Origin of the sequence: Roseovarius sp. SCSIO 43702, from assembly GCF_019599045.1 — a bacterium.
Lineage (GTDB): Bacteria > Pseudomonadota > Alphaproteobacteria > Rhodobacterales > Rhodobacteraceae > Roseovarius.
In genome coordinates this window covers 1,461,727-1,474,418 of record NZ_CP080623.1, presented here as the reverse complement: position 1 = coordinate 1,474,418, position 12,692 = coordinate 1,461,727, and the positions used below count along the sequence as shown (strand labels likewise).

Annotated in this window: 11 protein-coding genes; 3 read left to right on the top strand and 8 right to left on the bottom strand. The window is 64.4% G+C overall.

Translation table 11 applies throughout. The features are described from left to right. Positions 1–34: 34 nt before the first annotated feature. From K1T73_RS07175 to K1T73_RS07165, 3 genes are read left to right on the top strand one after another with little or no spacing between them, the layout of a single operon-like run. Positions 35–460, top strand: a complete 426-nt coding sequence (locus K1T73_RS07175; RefSeq protein WP_220603247.1) for a MarR family transcriptional regulator — start codon at positions 35–37, stop codon at positions 458–460. Continuing rightward, positions 453–1,622 (top strand): efflux RND transporter periplasmic adaptor subunit, encoded by a 1,170-nt coding sequence (locus K1T73_RS07170; RefSeq protein ID WP_220603246.1) that lies wholly within the window; start codon positions 453–455, stop codon positions 1,620–1,622. Before K1T73_RS07175 ends, K1T73_RS07170 begins: the two co-directional genes overlap by 8 nt. Next, positions 1,619–4,756, top strand: a complete 3,138-nt coding sequence (locus K1T73_RS07165) for an efflux RND transporter permease subunit (RefSeq protein WP_220603245.1) — start codon at positions 1,619–1,621, stop codon at positions 4,754–4,756. Before K1T73_RS07170 ends, K1T73_RS07165 begins: the two co-directional genes overlap by 4 nt. 11 nt (positions 4,757–4,767) lie before the next feature. Here K1T73_RS07165 and K1T73_RS07160 read toward each other — a convergent pair whose 3' ends face one another. The 8 genes from K1T73_RS07160 to K1T73_RS07125 all read right to left on the bottom strand — a co-directional run bounded on the left by K1T73_RS07160 (position 4,768) and on the right by K1T73_RS07125 (position 12,684). Then, the gene (locus K1T73_RS07160) at positions 4,768–5,871 is read right to left on the bottom strand and encodes an FAD-binding oxidoreductase (RefSeq protein WP_220603244.1); all 1,104 of its coding nucleotides are present in this window, start codon (positions 5,869–5,871) and stop codon (positions 4,768–4,770) included. A gap of 38 nt (positions 5,872–5,909) precedes the next feature. Then, on the bottom strand, positions 5,910–6,392 hold the full coding sequence (locus K1T73_RS07155; RefSeq protein ID WP_220603243.1) for a GNAT family N-acetyltransferase: 483 nt from the start codon (positions 6,390–6,392) through the stop codon (positions 5,910–5,912). 3 nt (positions 6,393–6,395) lie between these two features. After that, a complete protein-coding gene (locus K1T73_RS07150) occupies positions 6,396–7,322 on the bottom strand; it encodes a 3-keto-5-aminohexanoate cleavage protein (RefSeq protein ID WP_220603242.1) in 927 nt (308 codons plus the stop codon). Between the two features lie 9 nt (positions 7,323–7,331). Continuing rightward, positions 7,332–8,675 (bottom strand): aspartate aminotransferase family protein, encoded by a 1,344-nt coding sequence (locus K1T73_RS07145; protein ID WP_220603241.1) that lies wholly within the window; start codon positions 8,673–8,675, stop codon positions 7,332–7,334. Between the two features lies 1 nt (position 8,676). After that, positions 8,677–9,747 (bottom strand): ABC transporter ATP-binding protein, encoded by a 1,071-nt coding sequence (locus tag K1T73_RS07140; RefSeq protein WP_220603240.1) that lies wholly within the window; start codon positions 9,745–9,747, stop codon positions 8,677–8,679. Positions 9,748–9,822: 75 nt separating this feature from the next. Further along, positions 9,823–10,989 (bottom strand): PotD/PotF family extracellular solute-binding protein, encoded by a 1,167-nt coding sequence (locus K1T73_RS07135; protein ID WP_259400486.1) that lies wholly within the window; start codon positions 10,987–10,989, stop codon positions 9,823–9,825. Between the two features lie 27 nt (positions 10,990–11,016). Then, positions 11,017–11,802: an ABC transporter permease gene (locus K1T73_RS07130; protein ID WP_220603239.1), complete on the bottom strand. Its 786-nt coding sequence runs from the start codon at positions 11,800–11,802 to the stop codon at positions 11,017–11,019. 9 nt (positions 11,803–11,811) lie between these two features. Next, positions 11,812–12,684, bottom strand: coding sequence for an ABC transporter permease (locus K1T73_RS07125; protein WP_259400485.1), 873 nt, complete (start codon positions 12,682–12,684; stop codon positions 11,812–11,814). Between the last annotated feature and the right edge of the window lie 8 nt (positions 12,685–12,692).

Sequence of the window (12,692 nt, the reverse complement as noted above, 5' to 3'; positions counted from 1 at the left end):
CGAGAAAGTCGGGCAGATCGCCCAAGGCGAGGGCATGCCGCGCAGCGCCGGGCGCGTTTTCGGCCTGCTCCTCTTCGACGGAGACGCGGTCGCCTTCTCCGACCTCGCCCGACAGCTTGGCATGAGCCGCGGCAGCGTGAGTTCCAGCGTGCGCCTGCTCGAGGAACGCGGAGTGGTGCGCCGGCTGGGGCGGCCGGGTGACCGCCAGGATTATTTCCAGTTCGCCTCGACCGCTTTCACCGGCCTGCTCGATGGCGCGATGCGCCGCACGATGCGCGCGCGCGACCAGATCGGCGAGAGCCTCAACGCCTTGCCGGAAGGTGCGGCCGGGCCGCGCGCCCGTCTCGGCGCCTATCTTTCGTTCTACGACGCCATAACAGGCGGATTGTCACAGGCACGGGAACGTCTTCCGTGCCGCGACATGATCGCGCAAACCGAAAAGGTTGAAGAAGATGAATGACGCCGCCCCGGAAAGCCGCCAGGACGACGCTCGCAGGCCGCTCGAATTTTCCGACGACAAGGGCGCGAAACGCTCGACCTGGGTTGCGGCCGCGATACTTCTGGCGATGGTCCTCTGGATGGGGAGCGGTTTCGTCTTCCCCGCCTCCGAAGAGGCCTCGAAATCCGCCGAGCAGAACGAGCCCGGCCCCGTTTCCGTTGCCGTTGCACGCTCGAAGGCCGAGCCGGTCACCTTGTTCTTCCGCGCCGAAGGCCAGGCCCAACCCGATCGCGACACCTCGATCCGCGCCGAGACCTCTGGCGACGTGGAGGAGGTGTTGGTGCGCAAGGGCGATGACGTGAAGGCGGGCGAGTTGATCGCCCGGCTCTCGACGAGGCGCGCCAAGGCCGATCTGCGCGGCGCCGAGGAGGAACGCGCCCGCGCGCAGAGGGAATTCGACAACGCCTCCGAACTTCTCGAGCGCGGGGTCGCGACCAAGGATCGCGTCGCGCAGGCACGCGCCGCCCTCGCCGCCGCCGAGTCGCAGGTCACCGCGGCCGCGGAAGCCCTCGAAGATACGCGGATCACCGCGCCTTTCGCGGGACGGCTCGAGACCCTGACGCTGGACGAAGGCGAGTTCGTGCAAGCCGGCAGCGACGTGGGCCGCATCGTGGACAACCGGCCGCTTACCGTTGAGATCCAGGTGCCGCAGCAGGTTCTCGGTCGCATTCGCAACGGCCAGACGGCCACCGTGACCTTCATCACCGGCGAGACGCGCGAAGGCATCGTCACCTTCGTTGGAACGTCTGCCGCGTCCGAGACCCGGACATTCCTCGCCGAGATCGAGGTCTCGAACGAAGATGGGCTCATTCCTGCCGGCATCTCGGCCAATATCCGCATCCCGACCGGCGAGGAAACGGCGCATTTCATCTCGCCCTCCTCGGTGTCACTCGGCGCCGAGGGCGAGACCGGCGTGAAGACCGTCAGGGATGGCCAGGTCGTGTTTCACGAGATCGAGGTCGTGCGCGCCGAGGTGGATGGCATCTGGGTCACGGGACTGCCCGAGGAGGTCGATATCATCACGGTGGGTCAGGGGTTCGTTCGCGCCGGTGAAACGGTGAATGCCCGCCCCGAGAAGACCGACGAAACCGCCGAAGAACTGGCCGAGGAGCAAGTCGAATGAACACGCTCATCGACGCCGCCTTTTCACGCGCGCGGGTCGTGGTGATGATCCTGGTGATGACCCTCGTCGTGGGCGCGGTGTCCTACGTCGCGATCCCCAAGGAAGCCAATCCCGAGGTGCCGCTTCCCCTGGTGTACGTGTCCACCGGCCTCGACGGGATCAGCCCTTCCGACGCCGAACGGCTACTCCTCAAGCCGATGGAATCGGAGTTCGGCGCGATCGAGGGGCTCGAGAAGATGACCAGCGAGGCCGCCGAGGGATTTGCCAGTGTCCAGCTCGAATTCACCGCCGGGGGCGATATCGACGAGGCGCTCGACAAGGTGCGCGAGGCCGCCGACGCAGCCGAGAACGATCTGCCCGAGGATGCCTATGACCTCAAGATCACCGAGATCAACACCGCCCTCTTTCCCATCATCACGGCCGTTCTCTCCGGTCCGGTGCCGGAGCGCACGCTCAACGATCTGGCCGAGGATCTCCAGGAACGGGTGGAAGGTCTGCCCGGTGTCCTCGAGGCCGAAATCGGCGGCGCGCGGGACGAGTTTCTCGAGGTTCTGATCGACCCCACTGTCTTCCAGACCTACAACCTCAGCTTCGACGAGGTGATCGGACAGCTCCAACGCAACAACCGGCTCATCGCGGCGGGTGCCATCGAAACCGGGGGCGGGCGCATCGTCCTCAAGGTGCCCGGCCTCATCGAAGGGGTCGAGGATGTCATGGCCATGCCGATCAAGGTCGACGGCTCGGCGGTCGTGACCTTCGGCGACGTGGCCACCGTCCGCCGCAGCTTCGAGGACCCGACCGGCTTCGCGCGGATCAACGGCCAGCCCGCGCTGGCGCTCGAGATCAAGAAACGCTCGGGGGCCAACATCATCGAGACGGTAGACGAGGTGCGCGACCTGATAGAGGAGATGCAGCAGGACTGGCCCGACAGCGTCAACATCACCTATCTGCAGGACCAGAGCGAACAGGTCGAAACCCTGCTTTCGGACCTCGAGGCAAACGTGATCGCGGCCGTTTTTCTGGTCATGATCGTGATCGTTTTCGCACTCGGGTTCCGCTCCGCGATCCTCGTGGGGCTGGCCATTCCGGGCGCGTTTCTCGCCGGCGTGACGGCGCTCTGGGCGATCGGCTACACCATGAACATCGTGGTGCTTTTCTCGCTCATCCTCGTGGTGGGGATGCTGGTCGACGGGGCCATCGTCACGGTCGAACTCGCCGACCGGCGTTTACAGGAGGGCGACGATGCCCCCACCGCCTATGCCCACGCGGCCAAGCGGATGGCTTGGCCCATCATCGCCTCGACCGCGACGACGCTCAGCGTGTTCTTCCCGCTCCTGTTCTGGACGGGCCTGACCGGGGAATTCATGAAGTTCCTGCCGACCACCGTCATCCTGACACTTTTCGCCTCTCTCTTCATGGCGCTCATCTTCATCCCGGTCACGGGCGGCCTTATCGGTAAGCGTCAACCTCAGACTGCCGCCGCGAAGAAGGCCATCCGCGAATCCGAGACCGGCGATCCGCGCCGCATCGGGGGGATGACGGGCGCCTATGTCCGCCTTCTCGAACGCGCGATCCTGAGACCCGGTGCGACCCTGCTTCTGGCCCTCGCGCTTCTGGTCGGCGGAGCGGCGGCCTATGGTGAATTCGGCCGCGGGATCACCTTCTTTCCCTCGGTCGAGCCTGAGTTCATGCAGGTCGAGATACGCGCCCGCGACAACTTCTCGATCTGGGAACGCGATGCGCTCGTGCGCGAGGTCGAGGGGCGCGTGATGAAGTACGCGTCGGTCGAAAACACCTATGCGCGCACCAAGATGGGCGCCGGCCGCGGTGACGAAGAGGTCATCGGCACGCTGCAACTCGATCTGGTGGAATGGGACGAACGCCCCACCGCCGACGAGATCGGCGAGACGATCCGCCGCGACGTGGCCGATATCGCGGGCGTCGATGTGCAGGTGCAGACCGAGAGCAAGGGGCCCAGCATGGGCAAGCCCGTCAATCTCCAGATCGCGGCCGAGGATGGCGATGCGCGGAACGAGGCCGTCGAGACCGTTCGCGCGCTCATGCAGCGGATCGGCGGATTCACCGATGTGACGGACACGCGCCCGCTGCCGGGTGTCGAGGTTTCGATTCTCGTGGATCGCGCCGAAGCGGCCCGCTATGGCGCCAATGTAAGCCTGCTGGGCCAGGCGGTCCAGCTTTTGACCCAGGGGATCACGGTCGCCGATTACCGCCCCGAAGACACCGATGGCGAGATGGATATCCGCGTCCGCTTTCCCCGCGACGAGCGCTCGCTTTCCCAGCTCGGCAACCTGCGGGTGCCAACGCAGGCGGGTCTGGTGCCCATCTCCAACTTCGTGACCTTCGAGCCTTCAGAGCGGGTGGGCACGTTGCGACGCGTCGATGAGAAGCGTGTGGTGACAATCGAGGCCAACGTCGCACCGGGCGTGCTCGTCAACGATCAGATCGTCGCCCTGCGCGCGGCTCTCCAAGATGCAGATCTCCCCGACGGCGTGAGCTTTTCCTTCGAGGGCGAGGCCCAGGATCAGCAGGAAGCCACGGTCTTTCTCATCGGTGCGTTCATCGCCGCCGTCTTTCTCATGCTGATCATGCTGGTGACGCAGTTCAACAGCTTCTACCAGGCATTCATCGTCATGAGCGCCATCGTCTTCTCGATCGCCGGCGTCCTTCTGGGGCTGATCGTGACGGGCCGGCCCTTCGGGATCGTCATGGGCGGCGTCGGCGTGATCGCGCTCGCGGGGATCGTGGTGAACAACAACATCGTTCTGATCGACACCTACAACGACCTGCGCAAGAGCGGTCAGCCCCCGCTCGAGGCGGTCCTTCGCACCGGCGCGCAACGTCTGAGGCCGGTCGTGCTCACCTCGGTCACGACGGCGCTCGGTCTCATGCCGATGGTGATCGGTCTCAATCTCGACTTCTTCAACCGCGAGATCGTCTATGGCGCACCATCGACGCAGTGGTGGACCGAGCTTTCGAGCGCCATCGCCGGAGGGCTCGTGGTGGCGACGGTGCTGACCCTCGTGGTCACGCCCGCGATGCTCATGCTGGGCGAGAAGGCGTCGCAGTGGCGCAAGTCCCGCGCCGCCGCGTCGGGCAAGGCCGAGCCCGCCTGAGCGGGTGGCGATTATCGCAACCGTTCCGGCGAAAGCGCCTTGGTCACGCTCTGGTCCACGTCCGAACCGCCTCCGGTGCACAGCGCGCGGGTGATCGCCGCAAGCGCCGGCGCGGTCTGCACGCCGTATCCGCCCTGCCCCGCCAGCCAAAAGAACCCGTCGACCAGCGGGTCGAACCCCACCACCGGTGTCCGGTCGGGCGCGAAGCTGCGCAATCCCGCCCAGCTATGCGTCGGTTTGACGATGGGCAGATCGACCATCTGCTCGAAACGATAGAGCCCTTCCGCGACGACCATGTCATCCGGCCATGCATCATGCGGCTCGACCGGATCCTCGTCGGCGGGCGAGATCATGAGCTTGTCGCCCTCGGGCTTGGCATACCATCCCTCCCCCTCGACCACCGATCCGAAAAGCGGCCAGTCTCCGACCGGTCCGACATCTTCGGGAACCGGCATCAACACGGCCGACCGACGCATTGGCTGAATACCGATCGGCGGCAGCCCGGCCATCTTGGCGACCTCGTCCGCCCACGCCCCCGCCGCATCGACAAGGAGGCGCGCGCCATAGGTTCGCCCGGTGGTCTCGACCCTCCAGCCATCACCGTCGCGGGCTATCGTCTCTATCCTCTCACCCGTGGCGATCCTGCCCTTCCGCTCGCGCAACGCCCGGGCATAGCCCTGGAGCAGGCGGTCCACGTCGATATCCTGCGCGTCGCGCTCGATCACCGCCGCGGCGATCCGGTCCCGCCGCAGGATGGGAACGAGCGCCATCGCTTCCTCCGCGCTGACCCGTTCGACCGAGTCCGTGCCCTCCAGGTAAGCGTCAAGTGTATCCAGCTCGTGCTCCTGCACCACGAGCAATTCGCCCCGCGGGCTGAGCACGCTTTCGCCCCCCGACTGCCCGGAGAGAGCGGGATGCGCCATGGCGTTCAGCTTGCGGAGCGTGGCATTCCCGTAATTCCGGATGAAGATCGCCGCCGACCGACCCGTCGAATGATAGCCAAGCTGTGTTTCGGCCTCGAGCACCGTCACCGACGCGTCGCGCGCGAGTTCGGCCCCCGCGCTGACACCCGCGATACCGCCACCGATGATGAGAATATCCGACGTCTCGCCCATATATGTGCCCTTTTCCAAACAGTTGCGCGAAGGTCCCGCTACATGGCGGCTATTCTCTCGAACGCCGAGCCTGCAAGGCGCAGGGGAATTTCGCCTTCGACCCGTTCAAATCCCATCCTGGCATAAGCCGCAAGCGCATCGTGATTGTCGTTATAGGCAGCAAGCCTCAGGAAGCCCGCCCCCCATATGTCCGAGCCGTGGCGGACCACCTCGGCGACAAGACGCCGCCCCAGGTTTCGACCGCGCGCCACGTCATCGACCCAGAGGTCCGAGACATAGATGCCCGCCCCACCCCTCACCGTCGAGAAGACCGGCGAATAAAGGGCGATGCCCAAGGGCTTTTGCGCGCCCTTCCGGCGGGCGACAAGTGCATGACAGGACGGCCGGTCACTGAAAAGCGCGGCATCGAGACCGTCAAGCGTGGCGCTGAAAGGGTCGTCCATGTGACGCGCCAGCGCTCTCAGGCCATCGTCCAGAAGCGGCAATGTCTCGCGGTTGACCGGTTCGATCGAAACGTCCATCTGCTACACAGCCACCTTGTCGGCGCCCTTGAGTTCCAGCATAACGCGGGCCTCGTCGGGCGTCGCGACCGCCAGTCCCATCTCCGCGATGATCCTGCGCACCTGCTCGACCTGCGCGGCGTTGGATTGCGCGAGTTCTCCCTTGGCGATCATGAGATTATCCTCCAGCCCGACCCGAACATGCCCCCCACGCTCGAGCGCGCGTCGGGCCATCGGGATCTGGTGACGACCGGCCGCAAGCACCGAGAACAGGTAATCATTCCCGAAGAGCTTGTCCGCCAGCGCGATCATGTGATCGAGCGTGTCGGGATCCGCACCCATCCCTCCCAGAACGCCGAAGACGAACTGGATGAAATAGGGCGGCGCGACGAGGCCCCGATCCACGAAATGACGTAGCATGTAGAGATGGCCGATATCGTAGCATTCGAACTCGAACCGCGCGCCCCGCTCGCATCCCAGATGCTCGAGAATGCCGGCGATATCGCGGGGCGTGTTCTTGAACACAAGGTCATCCGACCCGCGCAGAAACGGCTCTTCCCATTCGAAGAGCCACTCTCTCGGTTTCTCGGCCATCGGATAGAGCGCGAAATTCATCGTGCCCATGTTGAGCGAACACATCTCGGGGCAGAATTGCAAGGCCGCGCGCAGCCGCTCCTCGAGCGTCATGACGGCGCTGCCTCCGGTGGTCAGGTTGATGACGGCATCACATCCGGCCGCGATACGCGGAAGGAACGCGGCATAATGTTCGGGATCGCCAGAAGGACGCCCGGTCCGGGGGTCGCGGGCGTGCAGGTGAAGGATGGTCGCGCCCGCTTCTGCCGCCTCGATGGCCTGCGCCGCGATATCCTCGGGGCGGTAGGGCAAGTAGGGCGACATCGAGGGGGTATGGATCGACCCGGTGATCGCGCAGGTGATGATGCGACGCTCCATGCGCTGTTCCTATTGCGCCGCGTGTGATGCGGCGGGCAGCTCTGTCATGAACGCCTCGAGCGAGCGGTCGAGCAGATCGCAGATTTCATCGATCTGGGTCTCGGTCGTGATCATCGGCGGACACACCATGAAATGATCGCCTGAAAGTCCTCCTCGCGTGCGTCGCGAATAGATGATGAGCCCATTGGCATAGGCAATATCCACCAGCCGATTATAGGCGTTGAGCGCAGGCGGCAAGGTGGCCTTACTCTGCCGGTCCTGCATCAGCTCGAACGCCATCAGCAGGCCCTTGCCGCGCACGTCGCCGATCACGGGGTATTTCTGCATCAGATCGCGCAACCGCGCGGCAAGGCGCTCTCCCATCTTCGCGGTGTGGGGAATGAGCTGCTCGCGCTCGATCTCGTCGAGGACGGCAAGTCCGGCCGCGCAGGCCAGCGGGTTGCCGGCATAGGTGTGTCCATGTGCGAACCCACCCTTGTCGAGCACGGCCTCCACGATGTCGTCGCGTGCAATGACGGCCCCGAGCGGCACGTAACCGCCGCCGAACCCCTTGGACAGGCAGATCAGGTCCGGAACGACACCCCAGTGATCGGCGCCCAGGAACCGGCCGGTGCGACCGCCCCCGCTCATCACCTCGTCATGGATGAGCAGCACGCCGTGTCGGTCGCAGATCTCGCGGATCGCGGTCATGTAGCCTTCCGGCGGCACCAGCGCGCCCGTCGATGCGCCACCGATGGGCTCCACGATGAATCCAAGCACGGTCTGCGGTCCCTCATCGAGTATGCGCTGTTCGAGCATCCGAGCATAATGTTGCCCCGTGGACGGGTCCTCGGGATCGAACCCATCCAGATAGGCGCGCGGCGCGGGCACTTTCGGCATCGCCCGCATCATCGGATCGAACGGCGCACTGAGCGGCGCATAGCCCGTCACGGCAAGCGCGCCCAGCGTGGAGCCATGATAGCTCGGGTGGCGCGAGATGATCTTGAACCGCTGCGCCTCGCCACGGGCCAACGCGTGCTGACGGGCGAGTTTCATGGCACTTTCCGTGGCCTCGGACCCGCCCGAGACGAAAAAGACGCGGTTCATCCCTTCGGGAGCGAGGCGTGCGGCACGCTCAGCCAATGCCTCGGAGGCCTCGGTCTGGAAATGCAGGCGATAGCCGAAGGTCGACGTCTCCATCTGCCGGCGCATCGCGGCGAGAACGCGGGGGTTCGAATGGCCGATATTGCTGACCATCGCGCCGCTCGAGGCGTCTATGTAGCGCTTGCCCTCCTTGTCCCACATGTAGATGCCTTCGGCCCGGTCGAGATAGGGCCGCTCGAGTCGGGACTGGTAGAAAAGATGCTCGGACATGTCATGCCTCTTCGGCGGGCAGCGCGCTGCACGCATTGGGATTGAGCGCGAGCGACACGGTCTCGCCCGCCTCGAAAGGTGTCTCGTCGATCATGTTCATCGCTTGGAGCTGGGTGTCGCCCACCCGCACGAAGTACCGCGCGAGCTGTCCCTGGTAGTCGACCGCCTCGACAACCGCCTCGGCCCCCTCGCCGCCGCGCGGCCCGAGCGTCAGCTTCTCGGCGCGGACCATCAGCTTGGCACGCTCGCCCTCGCCCAGCGTCGCGGCATGCGACATCGGCACGGGTGTCCGCCCGAATTCGGGCGTCTCGAGCACCACGCGATCCCCTTCCCGCGCGACGACCCGCGCCTCGAGAAGGTTGGCCGCGCCCAGGAATCGCGCCACGAATTCCGAGGCGGGCGTGTTGTAGACCTCGGAGGGTCCGCCGATCTGTTCAACTCGGCCGGCACTCATGACGATGATCTTGTCCGACATCGCGAGCGCCTCGGACTGGTCATGGGTCACGAAGATCGTGGTGACGCCGATCCGGTCCTGGATCGCCTTCAATTCCACGCGCATATCCTCGCGCAGGTTCGCGTCGAGCGCCGAAAGCGGCTCGTCCAGCAGGAGGACGTCGGGCTCGATCACGATGGCGCGGGCCAGCGCAATGCGCTGCTGCTGCCCGCCCGAAAGCTGGCTGGGATAGCGGTCCTCGACCCCCGGCAGTCGCACGATCTCGAGCGCCTCCGTCACCTTGCGCGCTGCATCGGCCTTGGACACGTCGCGGTATTTCAGGCCGAACGCGATGTTCTCGCCTATGGTTCGGTGTGGAAAAAGGGCGTAGTTCTGAAAGACCAGGCCGAGGTTGCGCTTGTGGATCGGCACGTCGTTCACCCGCCGGTCTGCGATGAGGATATCTCCGCTCGTCGGCTTTTCCAGCCCCGAGATCATGCGCAGGATCGTCGTCTTGCCACAGCCCGACGGCCCCAGAAGCGTGGTGAAAGAGCCTTCCTCGAAGACGACATTGGCGTCCCTGACCGCCTGCACGGCACCAAAGGACTTGCGGACATCGCTCAATTCGACACGTGCCATGGGTTCGTTTCCAGATTCAGATGGTTGGAAACGGGCCGCCGGCCCAGCGGTCGGCGGCCCGTCCGGGAGAGTGGATCAGGCGCCCTTCTGGACCCTGTTCCACATCTTGCTCTGCTCCTTCTCGACCGGGTTCCACTTGGACGGGTCGCGGAACACGAGGCCATCGAGCTCACCCGTCGGATCGAAGGCGGGCAGGTTCTTGACCTCTTCAGGCATCTCGACCTTCTGGGGGTCGAGCGACGGGGGATACTTCTGCCCCACCGCGACCGCGATCGCGGTCTCGGGCTCGAGCATGAAGTTCAGAAGCTCCTCGGCCGGCTCCATGGGTGAGCCCTCGAGGACGAACATCGTTTCCATCCAGGCGAGGCCATTGGGCGGATCGATATAGCCGATGGGATGACCCTGCGCCTGAAGTGCCGCCACGCGACCCGACCAGGCTTCGGTAACCCAGATTTCCTCCTTCGCGAGAAGGTCCATGAGTTCCGCTCCCGAGGACCAGTATTTCAGCACCAGGTCGCGATGCTCGCGCGCCTTGTCCCAGACGGCATCCCAATCCTCGATGTTGTTGGGATCCTGCCCCGATTGCAACGCACCGTACCACGCGCGGTTGGCCCAGTCGCCGCCCCAGCCGCCGATCTTGCCCTTGAGTTCCTTGTCGAGAAGCAGCTCGGCGCCCAGTTCCTTCGCCTTCTCCTCCGAAACGTGGTTCTTGTTGTAAGCGATCCCGGTCGTGCCGTAGTCATAGGGAACACAGGACAACCCGTCGGGCGTGATCGCGCGGAACGGCTCGATCATCGACTCCATCACCAGTTGGAAATTGGGGATGTTGTCGAGGTTGAGCTTGACGTTGTAGCCGTTGTCGACCCAGCGTTTGTACCAGGTGATCCCCGAGCTGTGCAGGATGTTGTGTCCTTCGGTGCTGCCCGCCGCCTTGATTTTGGTCAGCACCTCGTTCTCGCCACCGAATGTCGCGTCGATGACCTTGTTGCCGGTCGCTTCCTCGTATGGATTGAACGCGTTCTCGCGCAGCGCTTCCGAGACGACGCCGCCCCATCCCTCGAAATGAAGCTCGGTGCCCATCGCACGCGCCTGCGTGGCCATGGTGGACATGATCCCGCCCGAGACACCCGCCGTGATGCCGGCGGCGCCAAGGAGGCCCATGAAGGACCGGCGGTCGATGTCGCCGTTCCCCATTCTTTCGCGAAGCCGCTCGTAGCGGGTCGTATTGTCGATCTTTTTCATCGTTCAGTCTCCCTTTTTGAACTGGTGTCAGATTTTCCGACGCGAGAAGTATCGCGCCACGGCCCCCGCCAGAAGCGGCAGGCCGACGGTGATGCAGATCATCACGAAGCCGAGCGCATTGATCTCGGGACTGACCGAGTTACGCAGCATCCCGAAGATCTGCGTCGGCACCGTCTCCATCCCCGACGGGCGCCAGAAGATCGTGGCGGTGATGTTGTCGAAGGAAATGGTAAAGGCGAAAAGCGCACCCGCGAAGACCGCGGGCAGCAACAGCGGCAGTGTCACCTGGAAGAACGTCTGGAGTGGGCTCGCGCCGAGCGACCTCGCCGCTTCCTCGTAATCCTTGCGTATCCCCACGAGCCGCGCCTGCACAACCAGCACGACGAAGGGCAGCGCGATGATCGAATGACCGATCAGCAGCAGGCCGAAGCTGCGCGGCATGTGCAGCCACCGCAGGAAGATCAGCAGACCGACGGCAAGCACCGTCTCGGGCACGAGGACCGGCGTGATCAGAAAGGTCGTGATCCACTGCTTTCCCCGAAACTGGTAGCGGACCAGAGCAACGCTTGCCAGCACGCCCAGCGTCGTGGCGATCAGCGCAGTCAGAAGGCCCAGCAGAACAGACGTGCGGAGCGCCCGGATGATCGCCTCGTTCTCGGCCAGTTCGTAGAACCAGCGCAGCGAGAAGCCCTCGATCGGGAAGCCTCCGAATTGTGACGAGTTGAACGCGAGGATGAGCACCACGAGAATGGGCGCGAACATGAACGCATAAACGAGGACGGTATAGAATTTCAGTAGCGACCAGACCCGCATGACACCCCCCTACCCGAACGCCTTGGACAGTTGGTTCATGCCCATGAGCCGGCTGTAAAGGACCACGACGCTGCCCAGAAGGATCAGAAGCGTGAACGACAGCGTCGCGCCCATCGGCCAGTTGAGTTCGGTCACGATGGCGTCATAGACGAGGTTGCCGAAGAGATAGTCCCCCGGCCCCCCGAGGATCAGCGGCGTGACATAGCTTCCTCCGGTCAGCACGAAAACCAGAAGGCTTCCGGCCGCGAGGCCGGGCAGAGAAAGCGGCAACGTCACCTCGCGAAACGCCTGCCACGGCGTCGCGCCCAGCGTTCTCGCGGCGGGTTCGAGATTCTCGTCGATCCCCTCGAGACTCACGTAGATATTGAGGATCATGTAGGGCAGGAACACGTGGATGAAGCCCACGATGACCGTGAATTCAGTATACATGACTTGAAGCGGCACGTCGATCAGTCCCAGCCACGTGAGCAATCCGTTGAGCGCCCCCTGGTTGCCGAAGATATGAATCCAGCTCAGCGTGCGGATGATGAAGCTGATCCAGAACGGCAGGATGAGCAGCAGCAGAAGCAGCCATTTGTGCCGATACCGCGTCATCGCGATGACATAGGCCGGGATATATCCCAGCGCCGCCGCCAGCACGGTGACGATCACCGACAGCCGCAGGGTCTTCCAGATCGCCGTGTGGTAGTAGCCGTCGGTGAAAAGCTCCTCCCAGTTGCCGAACTGGAACGCCGGGCGATCCACCGCGAGATCGACATTCTCGTAGAAGGAGTAAACGAGGATGAAGCCCATGGGGATGACGACCATCGCCGTGATGAACACCAGCGCGGGCGACAAGAGGATCCACGGACGGCGATCCGCTGGAAGGGTCTGATCTGGCAATGTTCGGC